General features: G+C 68.6%; 16 protein-coding genes. 11 read left to right on the top strand and 5 right to left on the bottom strand.

The genetic code is table 11. The annotated features are described in order from the left end of the window. Nucleotides 1-6 precede the first annotated feature (6 nt). On the bottom strand, nucleotides 7-597 hold the full coding sequence (locus AC3A84_RS16250) for a YqiA/YcfP family alpha/beta fold hydrolase (protein WP_487971077.1): 591 nt from the start codon (nucleotides 595-597) through the stop codon (nucleotides 7-9). Nucleotides 598-687: 90 nt separating this feature from the next. Here AC3A84_RS16250 and rodA point away from each other — a divergent pair, with 90 nt between their 5' ends. Continuing rightward, a complete protein-coding gene (gene rodA, locus AC3A84_RS16245; protein ID WP_487971076.1) occupies nucleotides 688-1,857 on the top strand; it encodes a rod shape-determining protein RodA in 1,170 nt (389 codons plus the stop codon). 35 nt (nucleotides 1,858-1,892) lie between these two features. Here rodA and AC3A84_RS16240 read toward each other — a convergent pair whose 3' ends face one another. Next, nucleotides 1,893-3,275 carry an amidase gene (locus AC3A84_RS16240; protein ID WP_487971075.1) on the bottom strand — a complete coding sequence of 461 codons (1,383 nt, stop codon included), beginning with the start codon at nucleotides 3,273-3,275 and terminating at the stop codon, nucleotides 1,893-1,895. 102 nt (nucleotides 3,276-3,377) lie between these two features. Here AC3A84_RS16240 and tldD point away from each other — a divergent pair, with 102 nt between their 5' ends. Beyond that, nucleotides 3,378-4,838: a metalloprotease TldD gene (tldD, locus tag AC3A84_RS16235; protein ID WP_487971074.1), complete on the top strand. Its 1,461-nt coding sequence runs from the start codon at nucleotides 3,378-3,380 to the stop codon at nucleotides 4,836-4,838. A 687-nt stretch (nucleotides 4,839-5,525) separates the two neighbouring features. Here the strand turns inward: tldD and AC3A84_RS16230 are convergent. Then, on the bottom strand, nucleotides 5,526-5,717 hold the full coding sequence (locus AC3A84_RS16230; RefSeq protein WP_487971073.1) for a hypothetical protein: 192 nt from the start codon (nucleotides 5,715-5,717) through the stop codon (nucleotides 5,526-5,528). Between AC3A84_RS16230 and AC3A84_RS16225 the strand changes: the two genes are divergently transcribed. Both AC3A84_RS16225 and AC3A84_RS16220 read left to right on the top strand, forming a co-directional pair. Beyond that, a complete protein-coding gene (locus AC3A84_RS16225; RefSeq protein WP_487971072.1) occupies nucleotides 5,716-6,837 on the top strand; it encodes a 3-deoxy-7-phosphoheptulonate synthase in 1,122 nt (373 codons plus the stop codon). The genes AC3A84_RS16230 and AC3A84_RS16225 overlap by 2 nt on opposite strands. Nucleotides 6,838-6,911: 74 nt before the next feature. Further along, nucleotides 6,912-7,223 (top strand): hypothetical protein, encoded by a 312-nt coding sequence (locus tag AC3A84_RS16220; protein ID WP_486159779.1) that lies wholly within the window; start codon nucleotides 6,912-6,914, stop codon nucleotides 7,221-7,223. Nucleotides 7,224-7,264: 41 nt separating this feature from the next. Here AC3A84_RS16220 and mpl read toward each other — a convergent pair whose 3' ends face one another. Continuing rightward, nucleotides 7,265-8,677, bottom strand: coding sequence for a UDP-N-acetylmuramate:L-alanyl-gamma-D-glutamyl-meso-diaminopimelate ligase (gene mpl, locus AC3A84_RS16215; RefSeq protein ID WP_487971071.1), 1,413 nt, complete (start codon nucleotides 8,675-8,677; stop codon nucleotides 7,265-7,267). A gap of 223 nt (nucleotides 8,678-8,900) precedes the next feature. Here mpl and AC3A84_RS16210 point away from each other — a divergent pair, with 223 nt between their 5' ends. The 7 genes from AC3A84_RS16210 (at nucleotide 8,901) to AC3A84_RS16180 (ending at nucleotide 15,567) form a co-directional block, all read left to right on the top strand. Continuing rightward, nucleotides 8,901-9,530, top strand: coding sequence for a hypothetical protein (locus AC3A84_RS16210; RefSeq protein WP_487971070.1), 630 nt, complete (start codon nucleotides 8,901-8,903; stop codon nucleotides 9,528-9,530). Then, nucleotides 9,527-10,114 carry a TlpA family protein disulfide reductase gene (locus tag AC3A84_RS16205; RefSeq protein ID WP_487971069.1) on the top strand — a complete coding sequence of 196 codons (588 nt, stop codon included), beginning with the start codon at nucleotides 9,527-9,529 and terminating at the stop codon, nucleotides 10,112-10,114. The genes AC3A84_RS16210 and AC3A84_RS16205 overlap by 4 nt, the downstream gene beginning before the upstream one ends. A gap of 109 nt (nucleotides 10,115-10,223) precedes the next feature. Then, complete coding sequence (accB, locus tag AC3A84_RS16200; RefSeq protein ID WP_487971068.1) at nucleotides 10,224-10,670, top strand: acetyl-CoA carboxylase biotin carboxyl carrier protein; 447 nt, start codon at nucleotides 10,224-10,226, stop codon at nucleotides 10,668-10,670. Nucleotides 10,671-10,677: 7 nt separating this feature from the next. Next, entirely contained in the window at nucleotides 10,678-12,027 is a 1,350-nt protein-coding gene (accC, locus tag AC3A84_RS16195; RefSeq protein ID WP_487971067.1) for an acetyl-CoA carboxylase biotin carboxylase subunit, read from the top strand. Nucleotides 12,028-12,146: 119 nt separating this feature from the next. Further along, nucleotides 12,147-13,052, top strand: coding sequence for a 50S ribosomal protein L11 methyltransferase (gene prmA / locus AC3A84_RS16190; protein WP_487971066.1), 906 nt, complete (start codon nucleotides 12,147-12,149; stop codon nucleotides 13,050-13,052). Nucleotides 13,053-13,122: 70 nt separating this feature from the next. Further along, nucleotides 13,123-14,595, top strand: a complete 1,473-nt coding sequence (locus tag AC3A84_RS16185) for a zinc-ribbon and DUF3426 domain-containing protein (protein WP_487971065.1) — start codon at nucleotides 13,123-13,125, stop codon at nucleotides 14,593-14,595. A 60-nt stretch (nucleotides 14,596-14,655) separates the two neighbouring features. Beyond that, a complete protein-coding gene (locus AC3A84_RS16180) occupies nucleotides 14,656-15,567 on the top strand; it encodes a carbohydrate kinase family protein (protein WP_487971064.1) in 912 nt (303 codons plus the stop codon). Nucleotides 15,568-15,702: 135 nt separating this feature from the next. On the opposite strand, the gene AC3A84_RS16175 is transcribed toward AC3A84_RS16180, so the two are convergent. Continuing rightward, nucleotides 15,703-16,065, bottom strand: a 363-nt coding sequence (locus AC3A84_RS16175; protein WP_487971063.1) for a histone, incomplete at its 5' end; no start/stop codon positions are given.

Raw genomic sequence — 16,065 nt, 5'->3', positions numbered from 1 at the left:
GTAGTTTCAGAGTCCCAGGAAGCGGTCCACCTCGGGCAAGTGGGCCGCGAAGTCGCTCAGTGCGTGGTCTCCGCCTTCCAGCAGGCGCCGCTCGGCCTGCGGGTAGCGGGCCGCCATCTCGCGCCAGTCCAGCACCTCGTCTCCCATGGCGATGATGGCCAGTTGGGGTGCTGCCGGTGGGCGGGCGCTCACGTCCAGCGCGCGCAGCTCGGCGATGTATTCAGGGCGGAAATAGAAAGATTCGGCCGGATCGTGCCAGGCGGTCTGCTCGCCGATGTAGCGTTCCAGGTCGCGCGCCGGGTGGACCGCCGGGTTTAGCAGCACGCTGGGGCAGCCGCATTGCTCGGCCACCCAGCTGGCATAGAAGCCTCCCAGCGACGAGCCCATCACTGCCATGCCCGCACGCGGCCAGCCGGCCACGCCTTCTGCCACCAGCGCCATGGCCTCGCGCGGAGAGGGCGGCAGCTGCGGGCACCAGAAGTGCACGCCGGGTGCGTTGCGCCGGATGTGATCGGCCATCAGCCGTGCCTTGGCCGACTGGGGCGATGAGCGGAAACCGTGCAGGTAGAGCAGATGGGTGAGTGCGGTGCGGGGCATGGTGACGGCGGCCAGGGAGTGGGCAGGGGGCGGTCGCGGGATTGTGCGCCCGGCGGTGGGCTTGTTCGCTGCGCCCGATAATCGCGCCCCATGTCCGCCGTCTTCGACAAACCCTCCCTCCTGCAGCGCGTGCTGCCTCTGTTCCGCGGATTCGACTGGATTCTCATCGGCATCCTCGTGCTGCTCGCCTCGGTGGGGCTGGTGGCGATGTACTCGTCCGGCTACGACCACGGCACGCGCTTTTACGACCATGGCCGCAACATGCTGCTGGCGTTGGGCATTCTGTTCCTGGTCGCTCAGATCCCGCCGCAGCGGCTGATGACGCTGGCCGTGCCGCTCTACACGGTGGGCGTGGCCCTGCTGATGGCGGTGGCGCTGTTCGGTATCACCAAGAAGGGCGCGCAGCGCTGGATCAACGTGGGCGTGGTGATCCAGCCCAGCGAGATCCTGAAGATCGCCATGCCGCTTACGCTGGCCTGGTGGTTCCAGAAGCGCGAAGGCCAGCTGCGGCCGCTCGACTTCCTGGCCGCCGGCCTGCTGCTGGCCGTGCCTGTGGGGCTCATCATGAAGCAGCCCGACCTGGGCACCTCGCTGCTGGTGCTGGCGGCGGGCCTGTCGGTGATCTTCTTCGCCGGCCTGCCCTGGAAGCTGGTGCTGCCGCCCGTGCTGCTCGGCGCCATCGGCATCGGCCTGATCGTGTGGTTCGAACCTCAGCTCTGCGCAGACGGCGTGCGCTGGCCGGTGCTGCACGACTACCAGCAGCAGCGCATCTGCACGCTGCTGGACCCCACGCGCGATCCGCTGGGCAAGGGCTTTCACATCATCCAGGGCATGATCGCCATCGGCTCGGGGGGCTTCTGGGGCAAGGGCTTCATGGCGGGCACGCAGACCCACCTGGAGTTCATCCCCGAACGCACCACCGACTTCATCTTCGCCGCCTACTCCGAAGAGTTCGGCCTGGTCGGCAACCTGTTCCTCGTGGTCTGCTTCCTGCTGCTGGTCTGGCGGGGCCTGGCCATCGCCATGGGTGCGACCACACTCTTCGGCCGGCTGATGGCGGGGGCGGTGTCGATGATCTTCTTCACCTACGCCTTCGTGAACATGGGTATGGTCAGCGGCATCCTGCCCGTGGTGGGCGTGCCATTGCCCTTCGTGAGCTATGGCGGCACGGCCATGGTCACGCTGGGGCTGGCCCTGGGCGTGCTCATGTCCATCGCGCGGGCGCAGAACCAGCCGCTGGGACAGCGCATCGTGCAGTAGGGCGGGGCCGCCGCCGGAGGTGCCGGGCGGCGGCGTCAGCCGGCGCGCAGGCAGGCTTCCACGGCGCGTCCCACCTGCAGCACCCGCGCATCGCTGCCGTGCAGTCCGGCGATGGACAGGCCTACGGGCAGGGCCCCCGGCGCTGCGCAGGGCAGGCTGAGCGCGCAGCCATCGAGGAAGTTGATGGCCGACGGGTTCCGCAGAGCGCGGGCGTTGGCCGCGAAGAAGCGCTCGTCGTCGGCCTGCACATCGGCCAGCCGGGGCGCGATCAGAGGCACGGTGGGCATCAGCCAGGCGTCCAGGCCGTGCAGATGTTGTCGTGCGGCGGCCTGCAGCCGGGCGCGCGCGTCCAGCAGGTCGATGTAGTCGGCGGCCGAGATCGCTGCGCCGCGCCGCGTGCGTTGCGCCACGCGCGGGTCGTAGCGGGCAGCCTGCGCAGGGTCTTCCAGCCGGGCGCGGTGCAGCTGCCAGGCCTCGGCCGTCACCAGCCCGCCGGCGCCATTGATGGCGGGCAGCTCCCGCAGTTCGGCGAAGCCGAAGTCCACGATCTGCGCGCCCGCGGCGGACAGCCGGGCCAGTGCCGCATCGAACGCCGCGGCCACTTCCGCATCCAGGCCGTCGAGCACCAGGTCGTGCGTCACACCCAGGCGCAGGCCGGCCAGCGGAGGAGTGGACTCTGCGCCCTGCAGCGGCTCGCCGCTCAGCGCCGCATCGACGATGGCGCAGCAGTCCACGCTGCGCGCCAGCGGTCCTGCGGAATCGAGGCTGCGCGAGAGCGGGTAGGCGCCCGCCAGCGGCACGCGCCGCGCCGTGGGCTTGAAGCCGGTCAGGCCGCAGAACGCCGAAGGGATGCGGATGGAGCCGCCCGTGTCGGTGCCCAGCGCCGCGTCGGCCATGCCCAGCGCCACGCTCACCGCCGCGCCGGAGGACGAGCCGCCCGTGATGCGTGCCGCATCGTGAGGGTGGGCCGGCGTGCCGTGGTGCGGGTTCAGCCCCAGGCCCGAAAAGGCGAACTCGCTCATGTTGGTGCGCCCGAGCAGCACCGCGCCCGCCGCCCGCAGCCGGGCCACGGCGGGGGCGTCGGCCGCCGCCGGCTGCGTGCCCGGCACCGGGCCGGCCGATCCGGCCTGGGTGACCTGGCCCTGCACGTCGAACAAATCCTTGATGGAGACCGGCAGGCCCGCGAGCAGCGAGGGCACGCGCCCGGCTGCGCGCTCCGCATCCGCCGCGCGGGCAGCCTGCAGCGCGGCCGCGGCATCCACCGGACCTACGTAAGCGTGGCCGCCGGCTGCCTGGTGCGCGGCGATGCGTTCGAGCGCGGACTGCACCAGCCGTTCGCTGGTGGTGGCGCCGCTGGCGAGGGCCGCGGCCTGGGCGCGCAGGGTGGGGGACGGGCGGGGGGCTGGTGTCTGGGACATGGCGTGAATATCGCACGGAGCGCGCGGGCGATGGCCGTGCTGGCAGCCTGGGTGCTGCGTGTCCGGCGCGAGGGGGCGGGTCCGGGCTTCTAGAATCCGCCCATGATCTCCCGCGAACCCACCATCGAACGCCTGTCCATCGCCCGCCAGCTGCTGCTGGAGCCCTTCGGCCTGGACGAAACCCATCTGGCGCGCGCGCTGGCCGAGATCCGCGCCCACCGCGTGGATGACGCCGACCTGTACTTCCAGTACACGCGCAGCGAGGGCTGGAGCCTGGAAGAGGGCATCGTGAAGACGGGTTCGTTCAGCATCGACCAGGGCGTGGGGGTGCGCGCGGTGAGTGGCGAGAAGACGGCGTTCGCGTATTCCGACGACATCTCCCAGGCATCGCTGCTGGACGCGGCCCGCACCGTGCGCTCGATTGCCTCTGCAGCCCAGGCGGGGCGCGTAAAGGTTGCTCCCAAGAAGATAGCAAGCAGCCGCTCGCTCTACCCGGGCATCGACCCCATCGCCTCGATGGACAGTACGGCCAAGGTGGCGCTGCTGGAAAAGGCCGAGCGGCAGGCTCGCGCCAAGGACCCGCGCGTGGCGCAGGTGATGGCGGGCCTGGCCAGCGAATACGACGTGGTGCTGGTGGCCCGTGCCGACGGCACGCTGGCGGCCGACGTGCGCCCGCTGGTGCGCCTGTCGATCACCGTCATCGCAGAGCAGAACGGCCGGCGCGAGGTCGGCTCCTCCGGCGGCGGCGGGCGCTTCGGCCTCGCATATTTCGACGACGCGCAGATCACCCGCTATGTGGACGAGGCGGTCGATGCCGCGCTGGTCAACCTCGAATCGCGCCCGGCACCGGCTGGCGAGATGACTGTGGTGCTCGGCCCGGGATGGCCCGGCATCCTGCTGCACGAAGCCATCGGCCACGGCCTGGAGGGCGACTTCAACCGCAAGGGCGCCAGCGCCTTCAGCGGCCGCATCGGCCAGCGCGTGGCGGCCAAGGGCGTGACGGTGCTCGACGACGGCACCATCGCCGACCGGCGCGGCTCGCTCAACGTTGACGACGAGGGCCAGGCCAGCCAGCGCAACGTGCTCATCGAAGACGGCATCCTGAAGGGCTACATCCAGGATTCGCTGAATGCCCGCCTGATGGGCGTGGCGCCCACCGGCAATGGCCGGCGCGAAAGCTATGCGCACATCCCCATGCCGCGCATGACCAACACCTACATGCTGGGCGGCGACAAGGACCCCGCCGAGATCGTGGCCAGCATCAAGCGCGGCCTCTACGCCACCAACTTTGGCGGCGGGCAGGTGGACATCACCAGCGGAAAGTTCGTGTTCTCGGCCAGCCAGGCCTTCTGGGTGGAAGACGGCAAGATTCAGTACCCGGTCAAGGGGGCCACCATCGTTGGCAGTGGCCCGGAATCGCTCAAGAAGGTCAGCCTGATCGGCAACGACATGGCGCTCGATAGCGGCGTGGGGACCTGCGGCAAGGAAGGCCAGAGCGTGCCCGTGGGCGTGGGCCAGCCCACGCTGCGCATCGACGGGCTGACCGTGGGCGGCACGGCCTGATCCTCGGCGGCTGACTGGCCGCTGCCCCCATTGAGCCCCGGTGGTGGTGCCGCCGGGGTTTTTTCTTTTCACGGCTTCGGTGGCGCAGCGGCAGAGCGCCGCGTCGGTCTTGCCGGTCCATGCCTGCTGTGCCGGGCGGCCCAGCGGTCTACAGCGACTGAGCGGGGCTTGCGGCGCAGGACTGGCGCAGCAGCTTTGCCAGTTCGGACCGCGGGCGGGAGGTGTCCAGCGAGATCCCGCTCTGGTCCAGCGGGCCGATGGCCGATGGCCGACCAGCGCAAGAACGGGGTTCGCGCATATGGCGCTTTAGCAAGCGGGTCGCAGAAGTGGCGCTCTTGATAGGCCGTGGCGGAGTTGTGGGTGGGCTCGGCCGGCGCGCTCCGGGCAGCGGCAATCGCTGCACATCGCATTGGCTGCGGTTCCATGACTCATTTGCCGGACGCGGGACCCTCTGCCGCCGCCGGTGCGATGGCTGGATGCGCTCGTCGGCCAGGAGCCGCCTTCGCCGGGAGCTTCTGCCGAGGCAGCAGGTGGCTGCGCGACCAGGGCGCGCTCGTTCCGTTGCCGTTGCCGTCCGGTGGCGGGGCAGTGCCTGCCGAGCGAATGGCTGTCGTGCGCCGGCAACGATGCGGCGTGCAGCCTGAAAAGACGTGTTACATTGATCCGCATGCAAGTCCGCAGCGCGTTTTACTTTTGGTTTTGGTTCTTATCCCAGGCGGATGAGAGGTAAGCGCGCACCCCGACCGAGCTCCACTCCCAGACAACCGCCGAAGCTGAAAAGCCCGGCGGTTTTTTGTTTTCCGCGACCGTTTTTTCTCTCTCTCCCCTTTTTCTTTCACCCTTTCGTTCCATTTCACAGATCCACGAGGAAGCAACCATGACGGCTCCTGCCCACACCGCCAGCGATACCTGGTACCGCGACGTCGAGAAAACCAGCCAGACCGACGACGAACGTATCAAGGACATCACCGTGTTGCCTCCTCCAGACCATCTGATCCGCTTCTTCCCGATCCACGGGACGGCGGTGGAATCGCTCATCAGCGGCACGCGCCAGACCATCCACCGCATCATGGCCGGACAGGACGACCGGCTGCTGGTGGTGATCGGCCCCTGCTCCATCCATGACCCGGCCGCCGCGCTGGACTACGCCCGCCGCCTGAAGGCCGTGCGCGAGCAGTACAAGGACACGCTGGAGATCGTGATGCGCGTCTATTTCGAGAAGCCCCGCACCACCGTGGGCTGGAAGGGCCTCATCAACGATCCCTACCTGGACGAGAGCTACCGCATCGACGAAGGCCTGCGCATAGCGCGCCAGCTGCTCATCGACATCAACCGCCTGGGCGTGCCGGCCGGCAGCGAATTCCTCGACGTGATCTCGCCCCAGTACATCGGTGACCTCATCAGCTGGGGCGCCATCGGCGCGCGCACCACCGAGAGCCAGGTCCACCGCGAGCTGGCCTCGGGCCTGTCGGCGCCCATCGGCTTCAAGAACGGCACCGACGGCAACATCCGCATCGCCACCGACGCCATCCAGTCCGCCAGCCGGGGCCACCACTTCCTGTCCGTGCACAAGAACGGCCAGGTCGCCATCGTCCACACCAGCGGCAACCAGGACTGCCACGTCATCCTGCGCGGCGGCAAGGCGCCCAACTACGATGCCGCCAGCGTGCAGGCCGCCTGCGCCGACCTGGAAAAGTCCGGCCTGCCGCCCACGCTGATGGTGGACTGCAGCCATGCCAACAGCAGCAAGCAGCACGAGAAGCAGCGCGACGTGGCGCGCGACATCGGCGCGCAGATCGCGGGCGGCTCGCGCAGCGTCTTCGGCGTGATGATCGAAAGCCACCTCACCGGCGGCGCGCAGAAGTTCACGCCGGGCAAGGATCAGCCCGGCGCGCTCGAATACGGCAAGAGCATCACCGACGCCTGCCTGGGCTGGGACGACTCCCTGGCAACGCTGGCCGAGCTGTCGGCCTCCGTGGCGGCGCGGCGCGCTCGCTGAAAACCCGGGTTGTCGATGGGAAGGGGCGGTGTAACCTGCCCCTTTTTCGTTTCCAGTCCTTGAAAGAGCCACCCATGCACAGCGAAGTCCTGGTCACCCTGACGCCCCGGCAGCAGTTCCGCTGCGACCTCAAGAGCGCCGAGCCCATGGCCCATGAGGCCGCGCGCCGGTGGCTGGACGACGAATTCATCCGCCTGGAATGCGAGCCCCTGCGCGCCAGCGGCAAGGTGTTGCTGGCCGACAAGGTGCTGGTCGTGGCCCAGGCCGCCGGCCCCACGCTGCTGGGCGATCGGGAGTGGTTCACCACCTTCGCCCGCGCCGCCAGCGCCGCGCTGGCCCGGCCCATCGTGCATGTCGATCTGACCGCGATGGCCGTCAGTTTTTGAGCCGAAAAGGGCCCCAGCCCAGGCTCCGCCTGGGCATTCTGCTATTTTTTTGATAGCGATTCGAGCAGCAGTGCGTGGATGCCGCCGAAGCTGCCGTTGCTCATGCAGACCACATGGTCGCCCGGGCGCGCCGCCTGGGTGATCTGCGCGACCAGTTCGGGCACGCTGGCGGCGGTGGTGGCCCGCTCGCCCAGCGGCGCCAGCGCGGCTCGCGCGTCCCAGTCCAGGCCGGCCGTGTGGCAGAACGACAGGTCGGCCGCCTCCAGCGCCCAGGGCAGCTGCGCCTTCATGGTGCCCAGCTTCATGGTGTTGCTGCGCGGCTCGAAGGCCGCCAGGATGCGCGCGTCCGGCCCCACGCGGCGGCGTAGCCCATCCAGCGTGGTGCGCAGCGCGGTCGGGTGGTGGGCGAAGTCGTCATAGACGGCGACGCCGCCCGCCGTGCCTCGCAGCTCCATGCGCCGCTTCACGTTGCGAAAGCGCGCGAGGGCCGCGGCGGCATCGGCCGGCGCCACGCCCACATGCTGCGCCGCGGCGATCGCGGCCAGCCCGTTGAGCTGGTTGTGCACGCCGCCCAGTTCCCATTCCACGCGGCCCACCGCCTGGCCGCGGTGCAGCACGTCGAAGGCGTGCGGCTCGCCCTGCGCGGTGAAGTCGCTCACCGCCGCGCCGAAGCTCGCCACCTCGCTCCAGCAGCCCGCATGCAGCACGCGCGCCAGGCTCTCTTCGAGCCCGTTGACCACCACGCGGCCCGAAGGCGGCACGGTGCGCACCAAGTGGTGGAACTGCCGCTCGATGGCCGCCAGGTCGTCGAAGATGTCCGCGTGGTCGAATTCGAGGTTATTCAGCACGGCGGTGCGCGGGCGGTAGTGGACGAACTTGCTGCGCTTGTCGAAGAAGGCGGTGTCGTACTCGTCCGCCTCGATCACGAAGACCGGCGCTTGGCCCGCCGGGCCCGATCCGGCCACCGGCCGCCGTGCCGCACCCAGCCGGGCCGAGACGCCGAAATCCAGCGGCACGCCGCCCACCAGAAAGCCCGGCTGCAGCCCGGCGCATTCCAGCACCCAGGCCAGCATCGAGGTGGTGGTCGTCTTGCCGTGCGTGCCGGCCACGGCCAGCACGTGCCGGCCCTGCAGCACATGTTCGGACAGCCACTGCGGGCCGCTGGTATAGGGCGCGCCCGCGTCCAGAATGGCTTCCATCAGCGGAAACTTGGGGCTGCCGTCTGCCAGTCGTGCGCGGCTCACCACGTTGCCGATGACGTAGAGATCGGGGCTGAGGGCCATCTGGTCGGCGCCGTAGCCCTCGATCAGCTCGATGCCGAGGGCGCGCAGCTGGTCGCTCATCGGCGGATAGACGCCCGCATCGCAGCCCGTGACCTTATGGCCCGCCTCGCGCGCCAGTGCGGCCAGCCCGCCCATGAACGTGCCGCAGATGCCCAGTATGTGAATATGCATGGGCGCCGATTCTACGTTTGCCGCCTTGCAGGCCGCAGGCGCTTGCCTGGCAAGCGCTGGCAGCTATCGAAAGCGTAGCGATGCGAGGACCCTCGGCAAGGCAAATCCCCCCGCGCTACCTGGCCGTCATGCCCTCGTCAGGGCCCGGCGCGAGGCTTGGCGCGACAATCACTTCCTGCAGCCCCCCGCTTTTTCTTTCTTCTTCTTCAACCGGATGCACGCCATGGAAAACGCACTCGCCACCGAGATCGCCAACGCCGCCGCCCGCCTGGTCGTCGAAGAGGGGCTGGAATGGGGCCCTGCCAAGCGCCGCGCCGTGCGCGACCTCGGACTGCCCGCCCGCACGCCGCTGCCCGACAACGACCTCGTCGAGGACGCCGTGCGCGAATACATCGGCCTCTTCTGCGCCGATACTCAGCCTGCCGAGCTGCGCGCCCTGCGTGAGCTCGCCCTGGTGTGGATGGAGCGCATGGCGCAGTTCCGCCCCTACCTGGCAGGCGCGGTCTGGCACGGCACAGCGACACGGCTCTCCGATATTTACCTGCAGCTCTTCTGCGATGACTGCAAATCGGCCGAGATCGCGCTCATCGACCACCATGTCGATTACGAGCCGCGCACCGTCACCGGCTTTCGCGGCGAGCCCGTGGAGGCGCTGAGCCTCAGCAGCCTCGCGCCCCCACTGGGCGAGAACGTGGGCGTGCATCTCATGGTCTATGACCTGGACGACCTGCGCGGCGCCCTCAAGCCCGACGCGCGCGGGCGTACGCCCCGGGGCGATGCCCAGGCCGTGCGCCAGCTGCTGGCCGCTTCCGCCGCCCCTTCATTCCCCACGGATACCGATACCGCCGCATGAACTCTTCCACCCCATCCCCTTCGCCCGCTCCCTCTTCGACGACGTCGCGCCGCCGCTGGCTCGCAGTCGGCGTGGGCGCCGCGGCCGCCGTGGCCGGCGCCGGATTGGCATGGAAGCGGCTGCAGCCGCATGGCGCGCCTGCGACCTCCGCAGCCGCGCTTTCCGAAAGCGAAGCCGCTTTTTGGGCGTCGGGCTTCAATGCGCCGGCGGGCGAGGCGGTCGCCATGCAGGCTTTTCGCGGCAAGCCCCTGGTGCTGAACTTCTGGGCCACCTGGTGCCCTCCCTGCGTCGAAGAGCTGCCCTTGCTCAACGGCTTCTACCGCGAACAGAAGGCCCGGGGCTGGCAGGTGGTGGGTCTGGCCATCGACCAGCCGACGGCGGTGCGGCAGTTTCTGCAGCGCCTGCCGCTCGATTTCCCGATCGCGCTGGGCGGATTGGGTGGAACCGACATGGCACGCTCGCTCGGCAATCTCGCGGGAGGGCTGCCTTTTACCGTGGTGTTCGGCGCAGATGGGAACATCTTGCACCGTAAAATGGGCCAGGTGACGGCGGACGACCTCAAAGCCTGGGCACAACTGGGCTGATGCAAGTCATATCCGAGCTTCAGAAGATGACATTTGGGGAAGATTCGAGGAATTAGGCTGAAATTCGGGTAAATTCGCGCCTCTTTCGTTTTTAGCCGCTGGAGCCCTCATGGATTTGCGAAAACTCAAGACCCTGATCGACCTCGTATCCGAGTCGAACGTGTCTGAACTGGAGATCACCGAAGCCGAGGGCAAGGTCCGCATCGTCAAGAGCGGCGGCGCCGTCGTCCAGCAATATGTGGCCGCCCCCGTGCAGGCCGCCCCCGTGGCCGCAGCGCCCGCCGCTGCCGCGCCTGCACCGGAAGCCGCGCCCGCCCAGACCGGCCACGTGGTGAAGTCGCCCATGGTTGGCACCTTCTACCGTGCCTCCAGCCCCGGAGCGAAGGCTTTCGTTGAAGTCGGCAGCCAGGTCAAGGAAGGCGAGACCATCTGCATCATCGAAGCGATGAAGATCCTCAACGAGATCGAAGCCGACAAGTCCGGCACGATCACGCGCATCCTGGGCGAAAACGGCCAGGCAGTCGAATACGGTCAGCCGCTCTTCGTCATCGAGTAAGCGCCGCATGTTCAAGAAGATTCTGGTTGCGAATCGCGGAGAGATCGCTCTGCGCATTCAGCGCGCGTGCCGTGAACTGGGCGTCAAGGCCGTCATGGTGTATTCCGAGGCCGACCGCGACGCCAAGTACGTCAAGCTGGCCGAAGAGGCCGTCTGCATCGGCCCGGCGCCCTCGCCGCTGTCCTACCTCAACATGCCGGCCATCATCTCGGCTGCCGAGGTGACCGACGCCGAAGCCATCCACCCGGGCTACGGCTTCCTCTCCGAGAACGCCGACTTCGCCGAGCGTGTGGAAAAGAGCGGGTTCCAGTTCATCGGCCCCTCGCCCGAGTCGATCCGCATCATGGGCGACAAGGTCTCGGCCAAGCAGGCCATGATCCGCGCGGGCGTGCCCTGCGTGCCCGGCTCCGAGGGCGAACTCCCCGATGATCCGGTGCAGATCCGCCGCATCGCCAAGACCATCGGCTACCCCGTCATCATCAAGGCGGCAGGCGGCGGCGGTGGCCGCGGCATGCGCGTGGTGCATACCGAGGCCGCCCTGGTCAACGCCGTGCAGATGACCAAAGCCGAGGCGGGCGCCGCGTTCGGCAATCCGGCCGTCTACATGGAGAAGTTCCTCCAGAACCCGCGCCACATCGAAATCCAGGTGCTGGCCGACAAGCACCGCAACGCCGTCTATCTGGGCGAGCGCGACTGCTCCATGCAGCGCCGCCACCAGAAGGTGATCGAAGAGGCTCCGGCTCCGGGCATTCCGCGCAAGCTGATCGAGCGCATCGGCGAACGATGCGTGGCGGCCTGCAAGAAGATCGGCTACCGCGGTGCGGGCACGTTCGAGTTCCTGTACGAAAACGGCGAGTTCTACTTCATCGAGATGAACACCCGCGTGCAGGTGGAGCACCCGGTGACCGAGTGGATCACGGGCGTGGACATCGTCAAGACGCAGATCATGGTGGCAGCCGGCGAGAAGCTGCCTTTCACCCAGCGCCAGATCGAGATCCGGGGCCACGCCATCGAATGCCGCGTGAACGCCGAAGATCCGTACAAGTTCACGCCCTCGCCGGGCCGCATCACCATGTGGCACGCACCCGGTGGCCCGGGCGTGCGGGTGGATTCCCACGCCTACACCAACTACTACGTGCCGCCGAACTACGACTCCATGATCGGCAAGATCATCGTCCACGGCGACACGCGCGAAGAGGCGCTCGCGCGCATGCGCACGGCGCTGTCCGAGACCGTGATCGAAGGCATCAACACCAACATCCCGCTGCACCGCGAGCTGATGGTGGACGCCAAGTTCATGGCCGGCGGCACCAACATCCACTACCTGGAAGAGTGGCTGACGCATCACAAGCGCTGATGCCCGGGCGCTGATGCGCTGTTGAAGAGTCTGCATGCTGGCCTCCGGTGACGGAGGCCAGCATTGTTTTTTGTTGGGTGGGGGCGCTAGGCGTGCCGCCGGAACCTGGGAGAGCCGAAATGTTTGAACTGAGCCTGATGTGCCCGGAAGACCGGGTCGAAGCCTTGAGCGATGCCTTCGATGCGCTGGAGGCGCTCAGCGTTTCCGTGGAAGACGCCGATGCGCAGACCGATGCGGAGCAGGCGCTCTTCGGTGAGCCCGGCATGCCGCCCCCGAAGGATGGCTGGCAGCGCAGCCGCATGGTGGCGCTGTTCTCGACCGAAGCCCTGGCCGAAGAGGCACGCGAGCTGCTGCAGGTGCAGGACTTCTTCGAGGGCTGCCGCGTGCTGGGCATCACGGCGGTGCAGGACCAGGACTGGGTGCGCCTGACGCAGTCGCAGTTCGCGCCGGTCGATATCACGCCGGACTTCTGGATCGTGCCCACCTGGCATGAGCTGCCTTCGGCCGCAGTTCGGCACATCCGACTGGACCCGGGCCTGGCCTTCGGCACCGGCACGCACCCCACCACCCGCATGTGCCTGCGCTGGATCGCGCGGCACGGCGTGGCCGCCGAGACGGCAGGCGACGCCGGCCTGGGCCGCGTGCTCGACTACGGCTGCGGCTCCGGCATCCTGGCCATCGGCGCGGCCAAGTTCGGCGCCGGCAGCGTCGATGCGGTGGACATCGACCAGGCAGCCGTCGATTCGACCCTGCAGAACGCCGAGGCCAACGGCGTGCAGCTGACGGCCGGCCTGCCCGACCGCGCGCAGGGCAGCTATCAGACCGTGCTGGCCAACATCCTGGCGACGCCACTGAAGGTGCTCGCGCCGCTGCTGTGCGGCCACGTGGCCGAGGGCGGCCACCTAGTGCTGGCCGGCATCCTGGAGCGCCAGGCGGACGAGCTCAAGGCCGCGTATGCGCCGTACCTCGCTCTGGAAGTCTCCGACCAGGAAGACGGCTGGATCCTGATGACCGCACGGCGCTGATGCGCCCCGCGCCGCCGTTCGGCGCGATCCCGGCGGCGCGCCGGCAGGGCGCACCTACAATGCCCAGCCGATGAGCCAGATCACTCGCTGCCCCGCCTGTGCAACCACCTTCAAGGTCGTGGCGGACCAGCTGCGCATTTCCGACGGCTGGGTGCGCTGCGGCCAGTGCAAGGAAGTCTTCCACGCAGCCTCCAATCTGTTGGAGATGCCTGCACCGCGTCCGGTGCCCGTGGCCGATGCATTGCCGGCTGCCTCGGCTTCTGTCATTGAGCCCGCCCTTGCGCATCCTTTGGTACCGCAGCCGTCCATGCCGGAGCCGCAGGCCTCGCCCCTGGCAGATTCAGCACCCGAATCCGAGCCAGCGATGGCCTCGCGCGATGTCCCGGACGTGTGGAGCAGCCCCCGGCAGGCTGCGGCGGCGTCATCGCTTCAGGCTGCACCGCTCCATGACGAAGACGATGATCGGGACGAGGGGGTGCTCACGGCGTCGTTCGACGACGAGGCGCCGCCATCGCATTCCGCGCCCTCGGCAACTGCTGTCGCAGAGCCTTTCCTTGAGCGCGAAATCGCCCCGGACTCCGGCGGCTACGAACTGCCCTTCGCTGAGTTGCGCGATTCCGGCTGGCCCGACGATATCGAAGGTCTTGAAGACCCACAGGCCGAGGGCGGCGAAGCAGGCCGCGACGACACGGTGGCCGAGGATCCACGGGACGATGACGCAGATGTCGCGTCTGCCCCTGAGGGCGGTGAGGCCTCCTGGGCTGCCGATCCGCTGGATGTCATGGTCGGCCTGGAGGCCCATGCGGTCGCGGAAGCGGGGCCGGCACCGGCCGCGTCCGAGCCCCCAGGGGCGCCTGGTGGCCTGCTGCGCAGCGCCGATGAGCGCGACGAGCGAGATGCGCTGTCGGAGTTTTCCGCAGGCGCGCCAGGGGCCGAGGAGCAGGGCTTGAGTGCTTTTCGGAGCCCTGAGGCCAGCGGCGAGGCGAGTGCAGCTTCTGCACGCGGCGCTTCCCCTATGGAGGACGCGGAGGAGCCCGGTTTCGTGCGCGCGGCCCGGCGTCAGGCTTTCTGGCAGAGCCGCGCCGTGCAGGCCGTGCTGACGGCGGGTTCGCTGGTCCTGCTGATCTGCCTCGTGGTGCAGTTTGCCTGGCGCGAGCGCGATCTGATCGCGGCCCGGCATCCCGTTATGCGCCCTGCATTGCAGGCTGCGTGCCGCGCGCTGGGCTGCGAGGTGGCGCCCCTGCGGCGCATCGCCGACGTGGTCATCGACGGCTCTTCCTTCGCCAAGGCGCGGGACGGCGGCTTCCAGCTACAACTGACGCTCAAAAACCGTGGCTCCACGGCGCTCGCCATGCCTGCTGTGGAGTTGACGCTCACCGACGCGAAGGACCAGCCCGTCGTGCGCCGCGTGCTGAGGCCTGATGAGGTCGGCGCGCCCGAGACGTTGCCGCTCCAAGGCGAATGGAGTGGCACGGTGCCGCTGAGCGTGAGCGCTGGCGCAGACCGCGTCACGGGATACCGCGTGCTGGCGTTCTATCCCTGATCCTTTTGCCGGCCACTTTCCTGCCCTTTTTTTATCTTTTCTGACTGGAATTCACCTCCTATGGCTGCCCTGATCTGCGGTTCCCTGGCGTTCGACACCATCATGACTTTCGAGGGCCGCTTTGCCGAGCAGATCCTGCCGGAGCAGCTGCACATCCTGAACGTCTCTTTCCTTGTGCCCTCGCTGCGCCGCGATTTCGGCGGCTGCGCCGGCAACATCGCCTATGCGCTGCAGCTGCTGGGCGGTGAGGCCCGCCCCATGGCCATGCTGGGAACGGACGGTGCCGACTACCTGGAGCGGCTGCGCGGCCTGGGCATCGACACGCGCCATGTCGGCCAGACGGGCGATATCTACACCGCGCAGGCCCTGATCATGACCGACCGCGACAACAACCAGATCACGGCCTTCCATCCGGGCGCCATGATGCAGGCGCACGGCCAGCGCATCGAGGCCGATCCGTCGGTGAAGCTCGCCATCATCGCGCCCGACGGCCGTGACGCCATGCTGCAGCATGCCGAACAGCTCGTGCAGGCCGGCATCCCCTTCGTGTTCGATCCGGGCCAGGGCCTGCCCATGTTCAACGGTGAAGAGCTGCGTCGCTTCGTAGAGCAGGCCAGCTGGGTGGCCGTCAACGACTACGAAGGCAAGATGCTCTGCGACCGCACGGGCTGGAGCCTGGCGGAGATATCCCGCAAGGTGCGCGGCCTGATCGTCACGCTGGGCGACCAGGGCTGCGAGGTCTGGGAGCAGGGCGAGCGCAGCGCAGTGGCTGCGGTGCAGCCTGCCGCCGTCGTCGATCCCACGGGCTGCGGCGATGCATGGCGAGGCGCTCTGCTGTTCGGGCTGGAGCGCGGCTGGCCCCTGGCCCAGTGTGCGGCCCTGGGCAACCGCCTGGGCGCCTTGAAGATCGCGCAGCGCGGCCCGCAGAACTATGTGCTCGATTTCAACCTGTCGGAGTGGTCACCCGCCTGACGGGCCGTTGATCGGAAGGCCGGTGCGCGCTGCGGCCGGCCGGTGTGAGGCCGTAGAGGCGCAGGCATAAAAAAACCCGGTGCAGGCACTGCACCGGGTTGGTCGCCCAAGACGCGAGCGTCTTGAACGGTGGAGTTACGGCTTGCCGCCGGTGGGAAAGGGCCAGGCTGCCTGCGGGTTCAGCGTGGTGTGCGGAGTGGGAGCGGATGCGGGTGCAGCCGGTGCCTTGGCGGCCTTCTTGGCCGGAGCGGCCTTTTTCGCTGCAGGAGCGGCGGCCTTCTTCGCGGGAGCGGCTGCGGCCTTCTTGGCCGGAGCGGCCTTCTTGGCGGGCGCAGCGGCGGCCTTGGCCGGAGCGGCTGCAGCCTTCTTCGCGGGAGCGGCCTTCTTGGTCGTTGCGGCAGCCTTCGGGGCAGCGGCGGCGGCCTTCTTGGTGGTGGCTGCGGCCTTGGGAGCAGCAGCGGCCTTCTTGGTCGTTGCAGCAGCCTTCGGGGCAGCAGC

This window comes from Paracidovorax sp. (assembly GCF_057642795.1).
Note: the sequence above shows the minus strand (reverse complement) of the source record. Positions and strands in the feature narration are given on the sequence as shown.